At 48.3% G+C, this 21,479-nt stretch carries 17 protein-coding genes; 13 read left to right on the forward strand and 4 right to left on the reverse strand.

Annotated elements, in window-relative coordinates; genetic code table 11:
* Positions 1-2: 2 nt before the first annotated feature.
* Genes GUC46_RS05475 through GUC46_RS05510 form a run of 8 tightly spaced genes read left to right on the forward strand, consistent with a single transcriptional unit; the run spans position 3 to position 9,873 of the window.
* Positions 3-2,132, forward strand: a complete 2,130-nt coding sequence (locus GUC46_RS05475) for a tyrosine-protein kinase domain-containing protein (RefSeq protein WP_160179882.1) — start codon at positions 3-5, stop codon at positions 2,130-2,132.
* Positions 2,129-3,340, forward strand: a complete 1,212-nt coding sequence (locus GUC46_RS05480) for a lipopolysaccharide biosynthesis protein (RefSeq protein WP_130715439.1) — start codon at positions 2,129-2,131, stop codon at positions 3,338-3,340. Before GUC46_RS05475 ends, GUC46_RS05480 begins: the two co-directional genes overlap by 4 nt.
* Positions 3,337-4,707, forward strand: coding sequence for a hypothetical protein (locus tag GUC46_RS05485; RefSeq protein WP_003845999.1), 1,371 nt, complete (start codon positions 3,337-3,339; stop codon positions 4,705-4,707). Before GUC46_RS05480 ends, GUC46_RS05485 begins: the two co-directional genes overlap by 4 nt.
* A 4-nt stretch (positions 4,708-4,711) precedes the next feature.
* Positions 4,712-5,701 carry a glycosyltransferase family 2 protein gene (locus GUC46_RS05490; protein ID WP_130715440.1) on the forward strand — a complete coding sequence of 330 codons (990 nt, stop codon included), beginning with the start codon at positions 4,712-4,714 and terminating at the stop codon, positions 5,699-5,701.
* A 14-nt stretch (positions 5,702-5,715) separates the two neighbouring features.
* Positions 5,716-6,927, forward strand: a complete 1,212-nt coding sequence (locus GUC46_RS05495; protein ID WP_130715441.1) for a glycosyltransferase family 4 protein — start codon at positions 5,716-5,718, stop codon at positions 6,925-6,927.
* Between the two features lies 1 nt (position 6,928).
* The gene (locus tag GUC46_RS05500; RefSeq protein WP_032938077.1) at positions 6,929-8,041 is read left to right on the forward strand and encodes a glycosyltransferase family 4 protein; all 1,113 of its coding nucleotides are present in this window, start codon (positions 6,929-6,931) and stop codon (positions 8,039-8,041) included.
* Positions 8,042-8,043: 2 nt separating this feature from the next.
* Entirely contained in the window at positions 8,044-8,451 is a 408-nt protein-coding gene (locus GUC46_RS05505) for a hypothetical protein (RefSeq protein WP_032938074.1), read from the forward strand.
* Positions 8,452-8,481: 30 nt separating this feature from the next.
* Positions 8,482-9,873, forward strand: coding sequence for a DUF4832 domain-containing protein (locus GUC46_RS05510; RefSeq protein WP_130715443.1), 1,392 nt, complete (start codon positions 8,482-8,484; stop codon positions 9,871-9,873).
* A gap of 46 nt (positions 9,874-9,919) precedes the next feature.
* Here the strand turns inward: GUC46_RS05510 and galE are convergent, their stop codons facing one another.
* The 3 genes from galE to GUC46_RS05525 form a co-directional block, all read right to left on the reverse strand.
* The gene (gene galE, locus GUC46_RS05515) at positions 9,920-10,936 is read right to left on the reverse strand and encodes a UDP-glucose 4-epimerase GalE (RefSeq protein ID WP_130715444.1); all 1,017 of its coding nucleotides are present in this window, start codon (positions 10,934-10,936) and stop codon (positions 9,920-9,922) included.
* A gap of 67 nt (positions 10,937-11,003) precedes the next feature.
* Positions 11,004-11,942: a hypothetical protein gene (locus GUC46_RS05520; RefSeq protein ID WP_044713272.1), complete on the reverse strand. Its 939-nt coding sequence runs from the start codon at positions 11,940-11,942 to the stop codon at positions 11,004-11,006.
* Positions 11,943-12,157: 215 nt separating this feature from the next.
* On the reverse strand, positions 12,158-12,793 hold the full coding sequence (locus GUC46_RS05525; protein ID WP_003037157.1) for a carbonic anhydrase: 636 nt from the start codon (positions 12,791-12,793) through the stop codon (positions 12,158-12,160).
* Between the two features lie 258 nt (positions 12,794-13,051).
* Between GUC46_RS05525 and GUC46_RS05530 the strand changes: the two genes are divergently transcribed.
* On the forward strand, positions 13,052-13,561 hold the full coding sequence (locus GUC46_RS05530; protein WP_003839750.1) for an anti-virulence regulator CigR family protein: 510 nt from the start codon (positions 13,052-13,054) through the stop codon (positions 13,559-13,561).
* A 78-nt stretch (positions 13,562-13,639) separates the two neighbouring features.
* Here GUC46_RS05530 and GUC46_RS05535 read toward each other — a convergent pair whose 3' ends face one another.
* Positions 13,640-15,388, reverse strand: a complete 1,749-nt coding sequence (locus GUC46_RS05535) for a sigma-54-dependent Fis family transcriptional regulator (protein ID WP_044699624.1) — start codon at positions 15,386-15,388, stop codon at positions 13,640-13,642.
* A 381-nt stretch (positions 15,389-15,769) separates the two neighbouring features.
* Between GUC46_RS05535 and dpaL the strand changes: the two genes are divergently transcribed.
* The 4 genes from dpaL (at position 15,770) to GUC46_RS05555 (ending at position 21,226) form a co-directional block, all read left to right on the forward strand.
* Positions 15,770-16,984, forward strand: a complete 1,215-nt coding sequence (dpaL, locus tag GUC46_RS05540) for a diaminopropionate ammonia-lyase (RefSeq protein WP_048241563.1) — start codon at positions 15,770-15,772, stop codon at positions 16,982-16,984.
* Between the two features lie 32 nt (positions 16,985-17,016).
* The gene (locus tag GUC46_RS05545; RefSeq protein WP_003845983.1) at positions 17,017-18,201 is read left to right on the forward strand and encodes a YgeY family selenium metabolism-linked hydrolase; all 1,185 of its coding nucleotides are present in this window, start codon (positions 17,017-17,019) and stop codon (positions 18,199-18,201) included.
* Between the two features lie 67 nt (positions 18,202-18,268).
* On the forward strand, positions 18,269-19,861 hold the full coding sequence (locus tag GUC46_RS05550) for an amidohydrolase family protein (protein WP_032949864.1): 1,593 nt from the start codon (positions 18,269-18,271) through the stop codon (positions 19,859-19,861).
* 78 nt (positions 19,862-19,939) lie between these two features.
* Positions 19,940-21,226, forward strand: coding sequence for an MFS transporter (locus GUC46_RS05555; RefSeq protein ID WP_102191024.1), 1,287 nt, complete (start codon positions 19,940-19,942; stop codon positions 21,224-21,226).
* Positions 21,227-21,479: the final 253 nt, after the last annotated feature.

Consider the following 21,479-nt stretch of genomic DNA (forward strand, 5'->3'; position numbering starts at 1 on the left):
CGATGAAACTATCTATAGTGGAAAACGGCAAAAAACGAGAAAGCAGTGTCGAATTCTCCCGCTTTGCCAAAGAGTTGAAAAAGAACGCCTGGAAAATCGCACTGGCCGGTATCGTTGCCGGGGTCGTCGCGTATCCATTAATCAGCATGATGTCCTCAAAGTATGTTTCAACGGCGACGGTGCTGATTAAGGCGCAAGCTGATAACGTTTCTCCGTTTCCACAGGTTGATGGTTTCGATTCAACGCGTAGTGGTTACTACGAAACACAATATGCGTTGATGCATTCACGTATTGTGCTGGAGAAAGCCATACGTGATATGAAGCTGGATGAAAACCCGGAGTTTACCGGGGAAAAAGCCGGTGCTCGGGGGGCTGATAGCAATGAAAGTCGGCAACTGAGAATGGAACAAGCGCTGAAAACGCTGGCGAAAAATCTGAATGTCATTGGTATTCGTACGACGAACCTGGCGTCTATTACCTATGAATCAACGTCCCCACAGGTTGCGGCTGACATTGCGAATGGCGTCGCGCAGGCTTTCATCAACTACACGGTGGAGCAGAAGCGTCTGAAGGTGGAGAAAGCTCGCGAACTGAATTTTGAAAAAATGGAAGAGATTCAGAAATCGATAGCTAAGCAAAAAGACGAGATGGACAACTATCTGAAAAATGCCGGGCTGCTGACCTTCCGTGGAATCGATGGTTTTGAAACCGAGCAGTTAAGTATCGTAACCAATCGCCTGGCCGATGCAACTCAGCGTCGGGTTGCCGCTGAATCCGTCTATAACGAGGTGAACGGGGGAGGTAAGTCCATTGAGAGCGTTATCTCGCTGCCTTCGGTCTCTAATCATGCTCAGATCCAGGATTTGCGCATTGCGTTGATTCAGGCGCAACGAACGTTGTCCGAACAGCGTAAAGTCTACGGGCCAAAAAATCCCGCCATTTTAAAAGCAGAGGCCGATGTTCAGTCGATCCAAAACCAGACTGGACGAGTGTTGGGTGAGCTGAAAGTCGGTTTACGCCAGCAATATCTGGCGGCGCTGGCGGACGAAAAAAACTATCAACAGCAGGTGACTGAGCAGAAAGAGATCTTCCAGAAAATGGCGTCAAAACGGGATGCCTGGAACAGTCAAAAGCTGTCGTTAGATAAAATGGAAGACCTGTATAAATCGCTTTATCAACGTACTCAAGAGCTGTCTCTGTCCGGCGTGAATGCTGATGCGGTGTTATACGACCCTGCGGTACCCGCCTTAAAACCGGCGAAACCGAATAAATCTTTGCTGTTGCTGATGGTGGTCATGCTGGTGGTGGTGTTCAGTATCATGTATTTCATTGTTAAAGCGGCAATGGATAACTCAATCGGTACTCTCAGTCGCATGAAAAAACGGCTCAATGTTGCTCCGCTGGGTGAAATCCGTCGTTTTAGCGGAACCTCAGGGCGCGCGCAGGTGCGGGACATGATCATGAAGAACCCGCTGAATGCCGATATTGTGCACGGTATCCGTACCCGGATTATGCTGGATAATCGACCTTTACAGACGCTTGCGGTGGCGTCGACGGAGCACGGCGATGGGCGTTCTTTGTTGGCGAATCTGTTAGCTAACTCTTTTAGTTTCGACCAGAAAACACTGCTTATTGATGCGGATTTCTTTAACACTGATGGGCTCTCTTCTGAACTGGCGTCGGCAACATCCGCAGGTTTGGCAGAACTGTTGCGCGGGGAGATTCAGCTTGAAAAGGCGCGGATTACGCTCAGTGATCATCTCGATTTTATTCCGCACGGCAAGACAACCATCTCTTCTTTACTGATGCTGTCGTCGGGGCACGTTGAGCCCTTAATGCGCGAACTGAAATCGCACTATCAGCGCATTATTATTGATGTCGCTGCTGTGAATCAGAGTCAGGATGTTCAACTGATTAAACGCGCCGTTGATGGGGTGATTTTCATCGTGAAAGCCGGGACGGGGTCCGCCGGGCAAATCGCCAACGCGCTGGATAAGCTGGAAGAGAATAACGGCGTGGTAATTGGCGCGGTACTCAATGCGGTTGAAGAAAAAGATCTTGAGACGCAAGAAGGTCTGCGTTCACTGAACTTCAGTACCGATCAACTGATGACCACGCCAGGCCGCGTATGAGTCTACTGAAGAGCGCTTCCACAATAGCCGGTTCATCAGTCATCTCGCAGTTGATTGGTGCACTGTCTATTTGGTTGATTTCACACAAGTACGATATGGCTGAGGTGGGGCTTTATGCACTCAACTACAGTATCGCCGTGGTGGGCGCTCAGGTGTGTACCTTTGCATCACAGCTGTTAATTCCTAAACAGCAGGATGACGAACTGGTACAGAATGTTGTGTTTTGCCTGATCCAAAGCACGATCATTGCCTTACCTTACGCCGTGCTCACCGCGTGGCTGTTTCACCAGAACATCCTGTTTCTCTATTTGCTGACGTTGGCAACGGCGTGGGTTTTGATCTCGGAAAACCTGTCGCTACGCACGGCCAACTTTCGTTTTCTGATTTTCCAGCGTATTTCTGTTTCAGTGGTGGTATTACTTTCGGTTCTGATTACGCATTATGTACAGCTGTTTTATTGGTCGTGGGCCTGCGCGACGATGGCGCTGACCATAAGCTGTATTTTGCATTCGTTTGATATTCGTTCGGTGGCAGCCAGACATCTGCGACCCGCCAGTAATTGGCATTTTTTCAAACAGAATATTCATCACATTACCAAAGTGGGCAGTGCGGAAGTGCTGGCGATGGCCAGCAGCAATTTGCCGATTATGCTGATTAACTTTTGGTTCTCGGCGCTGACGGCGGGTTATTTTTCCGTGGTTAGCCGCTTTTGCCTGGCACCGGTGGTGATCATCGGCAACGCGGTACGCAATACTATTTTCTCCAAGTGGTCTATCGACTTCAGAAATAATACCTTTAACTATCAGGAATATACCAAGGTACGTATGCTATTGCTGGTACTAGGGGTTATCTGTACCCTTGGGGTTTTTATTTTCTATCCGATTGTGATGCGCCTCGGTTTTAGCGAAGACTGGATTAACTCCATTGAGACGTCGCGCTACATGTTGCCCTATTTATTCCCTGCGCTGGCGATAAGCCCTCTGACGGTGGTAGAACTTATTTTTGGTTCTCATCGCTATTTTCTGCGTATCCAACTGGAACAGCTGGCGATTGTACTATTCGCTTTTGTCGTGACGCCCTATTTTTATAAAGATTATGCAACGTCGGTCATCTTGTTTTCTTCACTGACATTTATTCGCTACGCCTTCATTTATCTGAAAATGAATAAGCGAGCCAATCTCCTGAAAGACAAGCCGGTGATAATATGACACTGAATACCGGATACTATTTACAGGTTTATACTTTTGTCACGCTGATCCTGTGTGGCTTGGTGCAATACTTTACCGGTATGCAGTCAGTGCTGTGGATACCTTTTTTCCTCACCTTATTGATGGTGGGATTATTGGTGATGCAGACGCGTGATGGCTCGCTGCAACTGGATGCGCAGGAGACGATTGTTCTGGCGTTGTATTTCTCGTTCCTGGTACTGGCTGGGACATCGACGTTGATTCAGGGCGGGATCACCGTCGCGATTGTGGCATTTAAAAACGAAATTGCATTGTCGCTGGTGATGATCTGTTTGCTGCTAGGGTTTTGCCGGGAGTCGCAGATTTATCGTGTAACACGCTATCTGTACTGGGTTTTTTACGCGCAGATCCCGGTAATGATTTATCAGGTTTTACTGGTCGTTCCCCAGCGCGTCGCGGTGCGCGGCGAAGATGAGAAATGGGACTCCGTGGTTGGCACGTTTGGCGGTGACCCCATGGGGGGCGGGAATACTGCCGCAATGGGGCTGTTTTGCCTGTTAATTATGTTGTTAAAAGTCTCCGAATATAAGCATGGGCTCACCACGTTCAAATCCATGGCGCTGCATATTGTTCTCGGTATCGGGTTATGCATAATTGGTGAAGTGAAGTTTGTCATCCTGCTATCGCCAATATTCCTGGCGTGGGTGTGGCTCTCACCGAGCTACGTCAAAGACGTTAGTAAGGTTAATCTGAAGACGTTATTGGTTATTGTGGCGGGAATGCTGTTGCTCATTAGCCTGTCGATTGTGATCCTCGCGTACTATTATTCTACGGCGTTCGGTGGCGATCCATCGAAAAGCTCGTTAAGTATTTTTATCGACTCCTTAAGCTATATCTTTGATCCAAACTACATTATGTCTACCGGTGAATTAGGACGCTTTACGACGTTCCTGTTCTGGTTGAAAAATAACGATCTGTGGGGGCTTTCAGGAACGTTATTTGGCTACGGACTCAACGCCACTAACAGTGGTAGTACGGTGTCGCCGGGATTTTTGAATATTATCTACAACTTAATTCTCGACTCGACTTCCCTGAGTATGCTGCTGTGGGAAGTGGGGGCGATTGGTACATTACTCTTTGTTAGCTTATTCATTTATATCCTGAAAGTTTGTCAGCCAAAGCCATTACTGAGACTTGAACAACTGGACCAGCAGGATCTCCAGTTGCTGAGTTTTGCACCGGCGTTTAATGCTTTTGCTATCAGTTGCTTAATTAGCTTACCTTACAGCCAGATACTGATGATTACACCGATGTTACAATTCCTGTTCTATTTATCACTAGGTGCAAGTTTAGTGATTCGTCGAACCGTCCTTCGCTGCGTAGGGTAATTGTATGGACAATAAACCGTTTATTTCAGTGAGTATTAAAACACTCAATGAATCTGAATGTATTGAGAAGACGATTGACAGCATCCGTAAGCAGCTTATTGACTATCCACATAAAATTATTGTGGCAGATAGTCTCTCAACGGATAACACCCAACAGCTTGCGATCGATAAAGGGGTGACCGTAGTGTCCTTAACTGACCCTGGCGATCGCTGCTGTGGCGTCGGGCACCAGTTAGGTTATCTGTATAGTGAAGGGGAATATCTGTTGTTGATGGACGGCGACATGGAGCTGGAAGAAGGATTTGTGGATCAGGCAGTCGCCTTTTTGCAGGCTGAACCAGAATATGCAGGCGTTGCGGGAACCGTTGAAATGGATGATGCCGTTAACTATGAATTTAAGTCTCGTAAGCAACGCATTAATAAAATCTATCCGCTCGGGGATAGCGACCATTTAGGCGGTGGTGGATTATATCGTCGCTCTGCGATTGAGAAAGTTGGTTATCTGACTAATCGTAATTTGCACGCGTATGAAGAGGCTGAGCTGGGTCTGCGTTTAATCGAAACGGGCTATAAACTGCGGCGTCTGGATATTCCTTATTTTATTCATACTTCGCATACCATGCCGACCTTTCAGATGCTCAAGCACCGTTGGAAAAGCGGATACTATCAGGCCCCTGGCGAGCTTTTACGTTGTGCCTGGGGAAAACCTTATTTCGGCAAAGCGTTAAAAATGGTCAGGAACGAGGCGATTTTTTCTGTTTACTTGATTGGCTTGTTCATTGCGGCGGTGACCTTCAATCTTGAACTTTTCGACATTGCATTTCTGCCCTTACTTGCATTTATTGTCCTGAAAACCGTACAGAATCGATCGTTATTAAACGGCCTGCAAAGCGTAATGAACCTGGCCGTGCTTTCTGCCGGGCTGGTTAAAGGGTTGACTAAACCAGTACGCGATCCGTTGACTCCACCCAACAGTAAAATCATTCATGAATAACCGGGGCAGGCGCCATGAAAGTATTATTAGTTAACAAGTTTTTTTTCATTAAAGGCGGCGCGGAAACGGTTTATTTTCAAGAGCGCGATATGCTGAAACAGGCCGGAGTGCAGGTTATTGATTTCTCTATGCATCATGATAATAATCTCCCCTCGGACTATGCGGATTATTTCGTCAGCAATGTGGACTACCACAAAGAGAGCAATCTGCTGGGCGGTATCAAAACGGCGGTTAACTTTATTCATAATTCGCAGGCCTGCAAAAAAATGCTGGCGCTATTAGAAAAAGAGCGTCCGGATATTGTCCACTTTCACAACATCTACCATCAGTTAACACCGGCGTTGATTAAAGTTGCGCGTAATTTTGGCTGCAAAACGGTGCTGACTGCGCATGACTATAAGATTGTGTGCCCCTCGTATTCCATGCTGCGCGACGGCAAAGTGTGCGATTCCTGTATTACCGGGACGGTTTTCAATGCCTTCAGGTATCGTTGCCAGGAAGGTTCAGCCTCAAAAAGCTTACTGCTCTCCCTGGAGGCAACCTGGCAGTATATTGCACAAAACTATCAGGCGCTGGATGTGATTATTTCACCGAGTGTTTTTTTACGAGGTATCCTGCTGCGTACGCTGCCAAATTCGCGCATTGATGTCATCGTCAATGGCGTTGATGACAGTCGTCCCCTGGCCGAAGTAAGCGATGAGGGCTATATGCTGTACTTTGGCCGTCTGAGCCGTGAAAAGGGCGTGGCAACGTTGTTGGAAGCGCATAAAAAAATGCAGAACAGCGCGCCGCTGAAAGTTGTGGGGCACGGTCCGTTGCATGATGAATTAGCCGCCAAATACCCTGATGTTGAATTTTTAGGTTATGTGCAACAAGGAGAAGCCCTCGACAAGCTTATTAAGCATGCGCGAGCGGTGATCCTTCCTTCTGAATGCTATGAAAACTGTTCTATGGCGATATTGGAAGCGATGTCTTTAGGCAAGCCGGTTATTGGGTCGCGCATTGGCGGCATCCCGGAACAAATTCGTGACGGTATCGAAGGGATTTTATTCGAACCAGGCAATGCGCAGGAGTTGGCAAATGCGATGGACGCCCTGACTGACTCGCAAGAGAAGGCGCGGAATATGGGCTTACATGGCCGTGCGCGGTTGAGTGAAAAATATGCGCTCAGTAAACATATGGATACCTTACAGGCGCTGTATAAAGAACTGCTGAGCAGGCCATAGTATGAGTAAAAAAATAACGGTTTTTGGAACGCGTGGTATTCCCGATGTATTGGGCGGTGTGGAGACACACTGTCAGAATCTTTATCCTGCCATTAAGCAGCAGTTCGACGCGGATATTTGCGTGATTGCTCGCTCGCCATATGTAAATTACAAACGATCGGTCTATAAAAAAGTCGAAACCTACGCGCTGTGGGCACCCAAAAAGCGCTCGCTGGAAGCTATTGTCCATTCCGTTTTAGCGGCGTTTAGGACACGTATCGACCATTCGGATATTGTGCATGTCCATGCTATCGGCCCTGGCCTTGTGATCCCACTCTTACGCGTGATGGGTAAGAAGGTGGTTTTCACCCACCACGGACCTGATTACGATCGTCAGAAATGGGGTTTCGTTGCAAAAAAAATATTGCTGCTGGGCGAACGTTGGGCGGTGAGATATGCCAACGAGGTGATTGTGATTTCTGAAGTTATTAATCAACTGATCCAGAAAAAACATGGTCGCTATGATGCGCATTTAATTCACAATGGCGTAAATGAGCCGCGGTTGTTATCAGAGCTCACCATCGACAATACACTCTCCCGCTTTGGGCTGCAGCCGAAAAATTATCTCGTTGTGGTTGGGCGGTTTGTGGAAGAAAAAGGGATGCATGATGCCATTGCCGCCTATCAACACAGTGGTTTGACCATGCCGTTAGTGTTAATTGGTGATGCGGATCATCCAACCGAATACAGCATTCGCCTCAAAAAGCTTGCCGCCGACACGCCTGGTGTCGTGATGACCGGTTTCTTACGTGGTGATGAGCTGCAGGCGGTGTTTTCGCAGGCCAGGCTATTTGTGATGCCTTCATACCATGAAGGATTGCCCATTGCGCTGCTGGAGGCAATGTCATTTTCTCTTCCGGCCGTCGTCAGTGATATTCCTGCTAACCTTGAAGTTCAACTGCCTGCCGAGACCTATTTTAAGGTGGGAGATGTAACCGGTCTGGCCGAAAAATTAGGCCAAGGGGTAACAGCAAATAGCGTGGACTATCGTGTATATTTGCAAAACTACAATTGGCATGAAATCGCCAAAAAGACGGTTAACGTCTATCACTCAATTGATAAAGATATAGGTTAATTTTGACCAGTCCTCAAAATCGTCCCCCCGTCATCGAACGATTTTATACTCATCTTGATGAGACGATTGCGCAGGGGTTGACCCCTGAACAAAAAGAAGGGGTGGAAAATGCGATCCTGGCCTCGACGCTGGCTTCGCGGCATCAGATCGATATTCGCAGAAGCTTTCCCTTTTTCAGTAAGCGTTATTATCTGGTTTTTTTGTTTGGCAGAGATTTACGCCGCCAGCACCGCCAGGAATCGACCCTGTCGAGAATGTTGCTCACTTTTTTGCTGCTGATTGCCGTGCTGTTCGTCACCTGCTGCGTATTGTTGACGCTGTATATGATCAAATCCGCGTTAGGTATTGATGTGTTCCAAAATTTTCACGTAGGTATCTGGGATTGGTGGTTAAGTCTGAAAAACCACTAGCGTTAACAAACCTGTGGAGGCATTACTGCGATGAAGTGTAAATGGGTTTCTGCGCTGTTGTTAATGTCCTTTCCGTTAACGGTCATCTCCGCATTAACGACCGTAACCCCCAAAGCATTAACTGGCCCGCTGACCAATCCGGGGATTGGCGTGGCAAGTTTTCATCAGGGATACGGTGAAACGCTGGGGCTGGCGGACTATCCCAATACCGGATTTGAATACGACCGTTTTTACTGGCGGGACCTGGAGCCAGTCGAAGGCCAGTACAATTTTGCGTTGGTGGATGATGCCTTCAAATACGCGGCGGCACATCGTCCAGCGATGAATGTCGGGCTACGATTTATGGTACTGGCAGAGCCGGAAAGCGGCTCGCAAATTCCTGACTGGCTGATTAAAAAAGGCGTGAAAGGTACCTGGACGGCGGATAAAAAGACATTTGCCCCGGATTTAGACGATCCTCTGTTCATTCAATACAGCCAGCGTCTGTTGAACGCATTTGGTAAGCGCTACGATGGTAATGAGAATCTCGCGTTTGTTGATATTGGCATGGTGGGATCATGGGGAGAATGGCATAACAGCAACTTCCCGAACCTGAAGCCATTACTGGAGCGATACACCACGGCGCAACTGGATCGCTACGTCGCGATGCACTTTTCTGCTTTTCCGGTGACGCCAAAAACCATGCTGATAAGCGGCGGACAAAGTCTGGCGAATGCGGTGGAGCGTGGGGCAGGATGGCGTGCGGACTGTTGGGGGGACCTGCGCGTATTTTCGGACTCCTGGAACCATATGACTGATGATTACCCGCAGCGATTGCTGGCTGCGCAGCAGAGTTATTCAGGGTTCAACGACGCCTGGAAACGTGCGCCGGTCAGTCTGGAAATCTGTTCATATATGCAAGACTGGAAGAATACTTTTCATTATACGCGTGCCGAAGTGCAGGGTATTTTTGACTGGGCGGTCAAACAGCACGCCAGTACCATTAACCTGAAATCGAGAGCGATACCCAGCGACTATCGACCGATTGTCGACGATGCGCTGACCAAATTAGGCTATCGATTTCGCCTGGCGTCCCTGAGCCATGAGTCCGTGTGGGACAGCGGACAAACGCTGACATTGAACAGTACCTGGTACAATGAGGGTATCGCTCCGATTTATCTGCCTTATATGTTGGCATTCCGTGTTGTGGACAATGCTAATAAGGTGGTGGCACAGGGGAATTCCGCGGAGGATATTCGCCGCTGGCTCCCCGGAAAGTATCAGGTCAGTTATGCGTTATCTATGCCAGGCCGACTGGCAAAAGGGCAGTACGCGATTGAGGTTGCGATGTTGGATAAGTCGGGTGCGGCGAGAATTAACTTTGCCAATGAAGGGAAGCAGAGCAGCGGCTGGTACCGGGTATCAACAATAACAGTACAATAGTCAGACGCAGCAGCGAGCCTGACGGTCAGGCTCGCTGCTGTGAACATTAAATTTGATACCCATTCGGGTTGTTTTTTTGCCAGTTCCAGGTGTCACGCATCATTTCATCAAGGCTGTAGATGGCCTTCCAGCCTAACTCCTTATATGCCAGCGATGGGTCAGACCAACATTCGGCAATGTCTCCTGGTCTTCTGGCGACAAACTGATAATGAATTTTGGTCTGGGCCGCTTTCTCAAACGCCTTAATCAGATCAATCACGGAATAACCGACCCCGGTACCGAGATTAATCACCTTGTAGGCAGCGCCTTTGTTCTGGCAATCAAGCGCGGCTAAATGACCAGTCGCCAGATCCATGACGTGGATATAATCACGCACGCCGGTTCCGTCAGGGGTTGGATAGTCATTACCATACACCGATACGGTTTTAAGCTTACCAATTGCGACCTGGGAGATGTATGGCACCAGGTTGTTTGGGATACCGTTAGGATCTTCACCAATGCGACCCGATGGATGAGCGCCGACCGGGTTGAAATAGCGCAGGCAGGTAATGCGGAAATCAGGTTGCGCACGTGAGAAATCGGCCAGAATCTGTTCGACCATTAATTTAGAGGTGCCGTAGGGATTGGTGGTACCGCCCGTGCGTGATTGCTCGCTCAACGGCACGCTTTCCGGATTACCGTATACCGTAGCTGATGAGCTAAAAATGAATCGGTTAACGCCTGCGGCCAGCATCTCATCCAGTAAAACCAGCGTTCCTGTGACGTTGTTTTCATAGTAGGCGAGGGGCTCTTTTATCGACTCTGAAACCGATTTGAGCCCTGCAAAATGAATGACATCGGTGATGTGATGGTTGGTAAAAATGTTTTTTAAGGCCTGTCTGTCGAGAACATCGGCGATATAGACAATGGGTTCCTTTCCGGTAAGGTCCGCGACCCTGTCCAGCGATATCCGACTCGCATTTGCCAGATTATCGATGACAACGACATCATCGTCTCTTTCCAGTAGTGATAAAACAGTATGTGAACCAATATAACCTGCACCACCTGTGACAAGAATTGCCATACAGACTCCAGAAAAATGCTAGAAACCCGAACAATTTTCTACCAATGTCACCTGAGAATCCAGTGAATCAGTTGTGTTGCCGGGAAAGGTAGATGTTTCTGTATTTTACCATAAATTTATATGATAGTTTTTTTAAGATAGCCAACAGACTGAACTTATTGATTTTTGTATCATAAGCAATGTAATTATTTGAGAAATTCAGCGTATGAACACCGTCACTGTGGTTGATCGATGAATTGATTTGTTCGATCAGATTCTCATCAAAGTTAATATCGTTAAGTGTAACTAGTTCTTTGATATAGATAGATTTTCCATAAGTTTCGGGCGTGCATTCCTGGGTGAGGAAGTACATTTTATTATCGACAAGATAAGGGGTACCAGCTCCTCGATGATGATGATTACTCACCTTTAATGTAGGGGTGATCCGCTGCCACTGACCGTGAAGATGCTCTGCGGAATGAATAATTATTTTATTATCCATGGTGGTCGACAAAAGATAGCAAGTCTCATTTATTGAAAGAAAAATGTTATCTGTGACTTCGGTGTCAGAGAGTAGAACTTTAATTTTCTTCCAGCGCGCAGGAAACTCTACCGACTGGAACAGGAGCACTTCTTTTCTTTCTGATGATTCCGGGATCATGAAGAGTTGATTGTTGATATTAATCAGAAAAGGAAATGACAAATGACACCTCAGGTCGTCAAATCCTTCAAGTTTCACATCATCAATTTCAGTTAGTTCACGATCAAGAATGCGGCAGCGGAGCGTGCCTTTCGAGTTGCGGAAGCTAAAAGCTTCATAAAAAACATACAGTTTGTCGTCTTTTTCAATAAGAAAAGGATCGGCCTGAAACGTATATTTCTTTTTTAACTGCTGCGCAGCAGATTTATTCAATATTTCCAGCGTGTTATCAGGAAATAAGTGTGTACCATGATCCTTAATAATCATGATATCCCACGACTCATGATAGAATAACATGTTTATTATTCTTTTTATTTTCGCTTGCATTCGTACCTGCTCCTTTTTATCGCTTGCACCATGTATGAACAGCTACTTGCGGGGCAGCTCATGAGACTTGTCGCAATGTCGCAATGTTGTATGAATGTGCGAAAACCGCGTGGTAACACCTGCGGTTATTTTAATGTTAGTGACAAGGATGTTTTTTGTCCATAGCACCAAAGTAGGTAAAAATTATCCAGAGCATCCTTGCTCCAGTGGAGGAATTACTCGAAATGCACCTGCGGGTTTTCAGCAAGGGAAACGTAGGTTTTGCTGTTTTTATCCAGGGTACGGATTTCACCGCTTTCGATGTCATATACCCAGCCGTGCAGACGAAGAGCATTATTTCTCAGTCCAACCGCGACACAAGGATGCGTTTTAATGTTGTTGAGCTGCGCGATAACGTTCTCTTCCACCATGGCGTTAACTTTATCGATTGGGTTAGCCCAGGTTTTTTTCTCGACCACGGCTTTCGCGGCATCGGCATAGTGCAGCCAGTGAGCCACAGCAGGCATCGGATCCAGAGGCTGGCTATCGGCGATGGCTTTCATCGCGCCGCAGTTGGAGTGTCCGCAGATGACGATATCCGTCACGCCAAGTGCCACAACCGCGTATTCAATAGTCGCGGATACGCCACCCGGTTCCGGGCCGAAAGAGGGGACGATATTACCGGCGTTGCGGATAACGAAAAGCTGTCCGGGGTCTTGCTGAGTAACGAGTTCTGGCACCAGGCGGCTATCGGAACAGGAGATGAAAAGCGCTTTAGGATTTTGGCTGGATGCCAGGCTGCGAAAGAGTTCCTTACGTTGAGGGAAAATCTCTTTTTGGAAGTTGAGGAAGCCCTCAATGATATGTTGCATAGCAGTGTCTCTTTTCTCTGTTTAAGCAGGTTATGATGAAGATCACACTTTCCAGTTTAACACCAGCCGACAGAAGAGAAAGACTTTATAGCAGTTCTGCAACATCTTTGGCTAACTTTTCTCCACCGCGGTGAGGCGAATAGCGTGATGTGTGCTATGTGCTTTCCCTTTTTTGCCAATAAATCGGAGTTGTAGCGATAGCCAGTATTCACGCGATACCGTACATTTTTATATGTATCCACATTTTAAGGAATCATCATGTCCAGACTTCGTGCTTTAGCAACAGCTTTAGTCGCCGTTGCCGCGATGACGATGTGCGCCACCCCAGTATTGGCCAACCCCGGTAATGGCAACGGCAATGGTAATAGTGGCAACCATGGTAATAGTGGCAACCATGGAAATAGTAGCAATCATGGTAATAGCGGGAATAAGGGCAATAGCCAGAAAGGCAATTCGCAGGCAGAACAACGTAAAAATTATGGTAAGCCGGACCATGTTGATAGTGACATCAGCTATAACGTGGCCAGACAGTATGCCGTCAGATATGGTTTGACGGGCTATAAGTCACTGCCTCCGGGTATCGCCAAAAATCTGGCGCGAGGAAAGCCGCTTCCTCCGGGGATCGCTAAGAAAAGTGTTCCATCCTCTATGCTGAACCAATTGCCGTATTATCCAGGTTATGAATGGCAGGTTGTGGGCGACAATCTGGTGTTGATTGCACTGAGTACGGCGATTGTCACCGCGGTAATTAATGGTGTGTTTGATTAAGTATTTTCGGGCTTAATGTGCTCTGTTCTACCGATGAGAAGCCCGCGTTGTGCGGTCTTCTCAGTTAATAAGGAAAGCTTACAGTCCGTACAGTTTTATTTTTCTATAGAGCGTGGCAATGCTGATCCCCAGTTCTGTCGCGGCTTGCTTTTTTCCCTCAACGCTTGAGCCGAATCGCTGGATGACGTTTTCGATAGCCTCCCTTTCCGCCTGTTTTCCTTTGCTGGCAAGCTGTCGGGGTTGCGTGGTCATCGTCGTTTTTCTACCGTCAGCGGCGGTAAGCAGGTAAGGGGGAAGATGGCTGGCGTTGATCCCAGCGGCTTCTCCGCGCATCACAAAAATGTATTCGATCACGTTGCGTAATTCACGAATGTTGCCCGGCCAGTGCCAGGCATAAAGGCGATTAATAACGTCATCAGGCAGCTTTTGCGGTGGTCGCTGGTAACTGACCGAAAACTCATCGGCAAAATACTGTGCGAGGACCGCAATATCAGCCCGGCGTTCACGCAGGGAAGGAAGTACCAGAGGGACCACGTTCAGGCGATAGAAAAGATCTTCACGAAACTGATTATTTTCCACCATCGCGTTAATGTTTTTGTTAGTTGCGGCAATAATGCGCACATCAATATTGATGGTGTTATTAGAGCCAACGCGGGTGATCGCCTTTTCCTGCAATACTCTGAGCAGCTTGGCCTGCAGGTGTAGTGGCATATCGCCAATCTCATCCAGAAACAGGCTGCCGCCGTTGGCCAGTTCAAATTTCCCCATTCGCCCTTTAGGATCGGCCCCGCTGAATGCGCCGCGAACATAACCAAACAGTTCGCTTTCCAGCAGTTGTTCTGGGATAGCCGCGCAGTTGATTGTTACGAAAGGCGCGGCTTTACGGGGACTGCTCTGGTGAATGGCAAATGCCACGACCTCTTTCCCCGAGCCACTTTCCCCGGTGATGAGCACGCTGGCGTAACTGTTGGCGATTTTACCTATGGTACTTCTGAGCTGTTCCATTGAGGGAGAGTGACCAATTAGTCGTACCTGTATGTCGGACTCATAAGGGGATGGAGTAAGGTTACTCAGGTAGTCGTGTGCATCACGAAAGATAACCATGGTTAAGCGATCGTTATCCTGTGAGGAGAGCGAAATTTGTTTGCACAGTACATGATGTTTCTGACCTTCAAGCGTCAGCCACGCTTCTTCATCGCCATACAGGCTGTCCCCGGTTGTTTCAATGGTCAGAGGTAATCCCTGAACCTCACGGTTGAGGATGCGATCGGCTGAATGATTGGCATGCCAGATAAGACCCTTGCCATCAATCGCTACCACGCCGCGGTCCATGGCATCGATCAGACGCCGAAATGCGCCAAGCGTTTCCTGTGCGCGTAAACGTTCCAGGCATTCAAAGACCTTACTGGAGATCATTACGGCGATTTGCTCAATAAAGGTGACAAATTTATCAATCTGGCTCAGTAACGTGTCACGCTGTGCCTGGGTTGAGCAAATAATCCCGATCACGCCAATCACGCGATTATTGAGAAAAATAGGTGCGTTCAAATCCAGCATTTCAGAACAGTAGTGGTGTTTTTCACATAACTGACACAGCGGATGCTCGCCGGGGTTTTTGATCAGTACCGTTTCTCGCACCTGCAATACGTGATGATAAATGTAGCCATTTTTGGCCACGTTCTCATTGAGCATATGCCGGTATTTCCCGGTACCCGCGATGCGCATTAAAGATTCATCAATGATTTCAACGTCCGTGCCCGTTATGCCAGAAATAGCATCGGCGTAATTGCATATATCATCCTGAATATTGCTGAGTACTGAAATCATGGTACTTCTCCGGCGGTGTGTCACATTTCTCAAGGAAAATGATAAATAGGCGAAACAATGCAAAAATGATTTGCGAAAAATCAATCTACCACGCTGTTTTTGAATGTTTTTCTTATTTTATCTTCCGCGATCACACTATTTATCAATGATGAGAATTTATCAAAACGAGGCGATAAACTGAGGCATTGATATTTTCGGTTGTCAATTTCAAATTTCATTTAATTTATTGAAATTAAAGCCTTTATTAAAATATTTATAAGAATTTACTCAATTCATAAAAAGCTGGTAAGTATTTTGCTCTATTGCCAATACCGATAACGGAAATATCTCTGTATTGCACCGATTACAGGGAATGAAATACCAGGACAATGAGGTTTTATGATGCAGGAAAACTTATCATTTTTTATCAACCAGACACCGTTTACCGAACATCCGAACGCGCCGCTGGCACCGTTTAGCCGCCAGGAACTGGTAAAAGCGTTGAATTTTCATCGGTCTATTCCGGGCTACGCGCCGACGCCGCTGTATACGCTACCGGCGCTTGCACAAAAACTGGGCGTAAAAAATATCTACCTCAAAGATGAATCTCAGCGTTTTGGCCTGAAAGCCTTCAAAGCGCTGGGTGGCTCCTATGCGATGGCGTGCCATATCGCTGAATTGGTTGGTAAGGATATCAGTGAACTGCCGTTTGACGTGATGACCAGCGAAGAGGTTCATCACGATCTGCAAACTGTCACGTTTGCTACCACCACTGATGGCAACCACGGTCGCGGCGTGGCATGGATGGCGCGCCAACTGAAGCAAAACGCCGTGGTTTATATGCCAAAGGGCTCTTCGCAGCAACGTCTGGCCTCTATCCGTAACGAAGGCGCTACCGCTGAGATCGTCGATATGAACTATGACGATGCGGTTCGTATGACCGCGGAGCAGGCCGAAAAGTATGGCTGGATTGTCGTGCAGGATACCGCCTGGGAAGGATACGAAAAGATCCCGCAGTGGATTATGCAGGGCTACGGCACGCTGATGCTCGAGGCGATAGATCAGCTGCATCAGGTTGCGCCGACTCACATTTTTGTGCAGGCAGGCGTCGGCTCGTTTGCCGGCATGGTTCAGGGAATGGTGACGGCAGCCTGGGGGGAGAATCGCCCGAAAGTAATCGTCGCCGAAGCGTTAATTGCCGATTGCCTCTACCGCTCAGCCCGTTCGAAAGAGGGGGATGCCATTGCGGTGGGCGGTGATTTACAAACCGTGATGGCCGGTCTCGCCTGCGGTGAGGCGAACAGTATCGGCTGGAAACTGCTGCGCGACTATGCCAACGCATTTGCTTCCTGCCCTGATGAAGTTGCAGCGTTAGGCATGCGCATGTTGGGCAACCCGCTGGCAGGCGATCCACAGATTATTTCGGGTGAGTCAGGTGCGGTTACTACCGGTCTGCTGGCGCTGTTGATGACCTCACCTGAACTGGCGCAAACGCGTGAGCAACTGGGGCTGGATGCGCACTCTCGTGTGCTGTTAGTCAGCACCGAAGGGGATACCGACCCGCAACAATATCTGGATATTGTCTGGGGCGGACAGTACCCGGGCATCAACAAATAATTCCCTGATTAAGAGATATAACGGAGAAACCCATGTTATCTGCAAACCGCATTGAAGAAGTCATTAAAAACTGTCAGGCGCTGATCCAACAAAAAAGTTATTCCGGTCAGGAAGGGGAAGTGGTTAATGCCATAAAAACAATGATGCAGCATTACCAATTCGATGACATCCACGTTGATAAGTACGGCAACATTGTTGGCGGTATTGTCGGCAACCAGCCAGGGAAAACGTTGGTTCTCGATGGTCATATCGATACCGTGCCGGTGAACGAAGAGAAGTGGTCCCGCAACCCATACGGCGGCGATATTGAAGATGGCAAAATTTATGGTCGCGGCACAACTGACATGAAAGGTGCCGTGGCGGCGATGATCTCCGCCGTGGGCTTTTTCGGTCAGGACAATCAGCGAAATTTTGCCGGGAAAATCTACGTTGCGTGCATCGTGCATGAAGAGTGTTTTGAAGGTATTGCCGCTCGCCTGGTCAGCGAGCGCTATAAGCCAGACTACGTGATCATCGGTGAAGCTTCCGAGTTAAACCTGAAAATTGGTCAGCGTGGCCGCGCTGAAATTGTGGTCGAAACATTTGGTAAACCCGCGCACTCCGCTAACCCGCAGGCGGGGATTAACGCAGTGTACAAAATGGCGCAATTGATCGACAAAATTCGCACTATCACGCCGCCAACGCATCCGGTTCTGGGGCCAGGCATTCTGGAACTGACCGACATTAAATCTTCGCCGTACCCGGGGGCCTCGGTGGTACCGGATTACTGTCGCGCAACCTACGATCGCCGTTTGCTGGTGGGTGAAACCAAAGAAAGCGTGATTGCTCCGCTGGAAAATGCGCTTGCGGAACTTATTGCTCAGGATCCGCAGTTTAAGGCCCGAGTGTCCTACGCGGTGGGTCAGGAGTCTTGCTATACCGGCGCCACGATTGAGGGAGAGCGTTTTTTCCCAGGCTGGGTGTTCGACGAGTCCGACGAATTCGTGCAGGCAGCGTTGGCGGGCGTTCGCGAGGCTGGCTTTAATCCAACCATTACGCAGTACTCATTTTGTACCAACGGCAGCCACTATGCGGGCGAAGCGGGGATCAAAACCATCGGCTTTGGTCCTTCACGAGAAAACCTGGCACACACCATTGATGAGTATATCGAGATCGAGCAATTAACCGGCTCGGCCAGCGGCTATTACAGCATTATCCAGACACTCTATCGCCAATAAAAATAAAGATAACCACCTCTTACCTTACAGGCGGTGTAGCTCAGCAGCACCGCCATGGAGAATAACGATGAAAACCATTTTCAAAAACGGAAATGTAATCGATGGGACGGGCAGTGAAGGCAGAATTGCCGATGTGATGGTTGATGAAGGACGTATTGTCGCAATCGGCCAAATTGAGGTTGGCGTCAATGAGCAGGTTATTGATGCAACCGGAAAAATAATTTGCCCTGGCTTTATTGATACCCATACGCACTCTGACCTGTCAGCCATTATTAACCCCGCGCTGTCGGCAAAAATTCGTCAGGGTATCACCACCGAACTGTTGGGCCAGGATGGCGTCGCCTTAGCGCCGCTACCAGAAGAATATATTCCAGCCTGGCGTAAAAATATCGCCGGACTGGACGGTGACACCGACAAAATTGACTGGAAATATAAAAATACAGACGGTTATCTCAATCTGCTGGCATCGCGTCATCCGGCGACAAACCTCGCGTATTTAGTTCCTCATGGCAACGTGCGCATGGAAGCGATGGGCCTGGATGGGCGTCCTTCGACCCGTGAAGACGTAGCGAAGATGTGTGAGGTCCTTGAGCGGGAGTTAAAAGCCGGGGCATTTGGACTTTCCACTGGTCTTATCTATATGCCTTGCGCCTTTGGTGATACTGCCGAAATGATTGAACTGTGTAAGGTCACGGCGAAATATGACGGGATTTTTGTGGTGCATCAGCGCAGTGAAGCTGACGATATTATCAACTCAACCCAGGAACTGATTGATATAGCCACAGCCACCGGCGTCTGGCTGCATATTTCGCATATGAAGGTTTGCGGCAAGAAAAACTGGGGGCTGATCGACCAAATGCTGGGCATGCTGGAACAGGCGCAGAAAGAGGGGATTCGTATCTCTTTCGACCAGTATCCGTATGTGGCGGGCAGCACGATGCTCGGCGTGATCCTGCCGCCCTGGGTTCACTCCGGCGGTACGGACAAATTACTTGAGCGTCTCGCCTCGCCCGAACTGCGTGCCAAAATGATTGACGATATTCAGCAGGGTATTCCTGGCTGGGATAACTTTATCGATTTTGCCGGTTTGGACCAGATTTTTGTCACCAGCGTGAAAACGGCAAAAAATCAGGATGCTGTCGGTTTGAACCTCGTCCAGTTGGGCGAGCTGCGTGGAAAAGATCCGTACAACGCCACCTTCGATCTGCTCTTTGAAGAGGAAAACGCCGTGGGGATGGTCGACTTCTACGGTACCGAAGAGCACGTGATTAAGTTTCTCTGTCGACCTGAACAAAACGTCTGTACCGATGGCTTGATGGGGGCTGGCAAACCGCACCCGCGCGTGTTTGGCGCATTCCCTCGCGTGCTCGGTAAATATGTCCGTGAAGAGGGATGTTTGAGCTGGGAAGCGGCAATCCGCAAGATGACGGGGAAACCTGCTGAAGTATTGGGTTTGCAGGATCGCGGACTGCTGAAGGTCGGTTATGCAGCGGATATCGTGATGTTCGATCCGAACACCATTGCGGATAAAGGCACTTTTGTTGAACCCAATCAGTACCCGGAAGGGATTGAAATTGTCATGGTTAATGGGCGCATTGCCTTAATCAATGGCACGGAAAGTTATGCCTGTAGCGGTACGGTTATTAGAAAACAATATTAATAAATAACGCTAAACACGCATGGATCTATCGCGACTATTTATGGCCGCGGTAGATCACTACACCCTAAGGACATCACAATGAACCTACAAACGTCTTTACCTTCAGGTAAACCCAAGACCTGGAAAGCAAGATATACCGTCCTGACACTGATCTGGCTGGCGTGGCTGCTCTCTTTTCTCGACAGAATGGTGATGAGCGTTTCACTCCCTTATATTGGCAAAGATTTAAATCTTGATACGACTCAACAAGGTTTAATTATTAGCGCCTTTTTTATTGGTTATGCCGCGTTTCAAATTCCCGGAGGATTACTGGCGGATAAGTTTGGCTCGCGAAAAATCATGGCCATTGGTATTGCATGGTGGTCTGTGTTCACCAGCTTAACCGGCGCTGTGCTAACGCTGCCGCTGATGTTAGCAGTACGTTTCTTCTTTGGTATCGGTGAGGGATGTTTCCCGTCGGCCTCATGGAAGATGATATCAACCTATTTCCCGTCGAAAGAACGTGGCCGCGCCACGGCGATTCAGTCAACGGTAAACACCTTAGGCCCAGCGCTGGCGGTAGTCGTGGCGGCAAGCATCATCGGGGCATTTGGCTGGCACATGGTTTTTATCGTGCTGGGTATTCCCGGTCTGTTTATCGCCGCAGGTATCTACTTATTTACGCGTGACAACCCGAAAGATCACCCTGCCATTACGCAACAAGACCTGGCGGAGCTGGCTGCTGACGACCAAGGGAGCCTGCAAAACACCAGTGCTATCGCGTTTAAAGACGTACTCAAAATGCCGGTGCTCTGGCAAATGGCTAGTATCTGGTTTTTGTTTGATATCACCTTCTGGGGTTTTTCAACCTGGCTGCCAAGCTACCTGATTACCGTACGAGAGTTTTCTCTGGCAAAGACCGGTGTCATGGCGGCCATTCCCTTCCTGTTCGGGGCCGGTGGAACATTATTAGGCGGTTATTGCTCAGATAAATTCAAACCCCAGCGTAAAACGCTGTATGTCGTAACCTCTGTTATTGCCGCGGGTTTCCTGTATCTGACCTTCAGCGTGAGCAGTGCAGATATGGCGGTGGTTTATCAGTGTATTTCAGCCTTGTTCATGTTCTTCGCTATGGCAACGTTCTGGGGTATTCTGATGGATACCATTCCCAGCAACATCATGGGGCGGGCATCCGGTATTGTTAACTTTGGCGGCCAGATGGCAGGGGTTGTATCAGCGCCCATCATCGGCTGGTTGATCCAAAGCAGCGGCGGAAGCTATAACAGCGCCTTTATCTTTATGATCGCCGCACTGTTGTGTTCTGCCGTCGTTACACTGACTGTGAAAAGCTCGCATGCAGTAGAGGCATTGCCCAGTAAAGCCTGATTAATCGCTGCCTCCCTGTGGCACTGCTGCTCCAGAGCTGCGGGGAGTTTCTCTCTAAATTCAGCAGGTTTGTACTCTTGTTCTCCATATTTGACCTGGTATGAAATTTATTTTTAGATAGCTATTCGCATATCCCCCCTTGCAGTTCTGATGAACAATATGCCGGTTATATGTCCCAAATCATTAAGAATAAATCATAATAAATGAGAGATTTGTCCTACGCGTGTAGGAATATTCCTTTTATGTTGTGTTA

This window comes from Citrobacter sp. LUTT5, from assembly GCF_009905315.1.
In the GTDB taxonomy this organism is placed as follows: domain Bacteria; phylum Pseudomonadota; class Gammaproteobacteria; order Enterobacterales; family Enterobacteriaceae; genus Citrobacter; species Citrobacter freundii.

Coding starts and splice junctions, on each gene's coding strand:
- GUC46_RS05475 (WP_160179882.1), top strand. CDS start 3: ATGAAACTATCTATAGTGGAAAACGGCAAAAAACGAGAAAGCAGTGTC.
- GUC46_RS05480 (WP_130715439.1), top strand. CDS start 2,129: ATGAGTCTACTGAAGAGCGCTTCCACAATAGCCGGTTCATCAGTCATC.
- GUC46_RS05485 (WP_003845999.1), top strand. CDS start 3,337: ATGACACTGAATACCGGATACTATTTACAGGTTTATACTTTTGTCACG.
- GUC46_RS05490 (WP_130715440.1), top strand. CDS start 4,712: ATGGACAATAAACCGTTTATTTCAGTGAGTATTAAAACACTCAATGAA.
- GUC46_RS05495 (WP_130715441.1), top strand. CDS start 5,716: ATGAAAGTATTATTAGTTAACAAGTTTTTTTTCATTAAAGGCGGCGCG.
- GUC46_RS05500 (WP_032938077.1), top strand. CDS start 6,929: ATGAGTAAAAAAATAACGGTTTTTGGAACGCGTGGTATTCCCGATGTA.
- GUC46_RS05510 (WP_130715443.1), top strand. CDS start 8,482: ATGAAGTGTAAATGGGTTTCTGCGCTGTTGTTAATGTCCTTTCCGTTA.
- galE (WP_130715444.1), bottom strand. CDS start 10,936: ATGGCAATTCTTGTCACAGGTGGTGCAGGTTATATTGGTTCACATACT.
- GUC46_RS05520 (WP_044713272.1), bottom strand. CDS start 11,942: ATGCAAGCGAAAATAAAAAGAATAATAAACATGTTATTCTATCATGAG.
- GUC46_RS05525 (WP_003037157.1), bottom strand. CDS start 12,793: ATGCAACATATCATTGAGGGCTTCCTCAACTTCCAAAAAGAGATTTTC.
- GUC46_RS05530 (WP_003839750.1), top strand. CDS start 13,052: ATGTCCAGACTTCGTGCTTTAGCAACAGCTTTAGTCGCCGTTGCCGCG.
- GUC46_RS05535 (WP_044699624.1), bottom strand. CDS start 15,388: ATGATTTCAGTACTCAGCAATATTCAGGATGATATATGCAATTACGCC.
- dpaL (WP_048241563.1), top strand. CDS start 15,770: ATGCAGGAAAACTTATCATTTTTTATCAACCAGACACCGTTTACCGAA.
- GUC46_RS05545 (WP_003845983.1), top strand. CDS start 17,017: ATGTTATCTGCAAACCGCATTGAAGAAGTCATTAAAAACTGTCAGGCG.
- GUC46_RS05550 (WP_032949864.1), top strand. CDS start 18,269: ATGAAAACCATTTTCAAAAACGGAAATGTAATCGATGGGACGGGCAGT.
- GUC46_RS05555 (WP_102191024.1), top strand. CDS start 19,940: ATGAACCTACAAACGTCTTTACCTTCAGGTAAACCCAAGACCTGGAAA.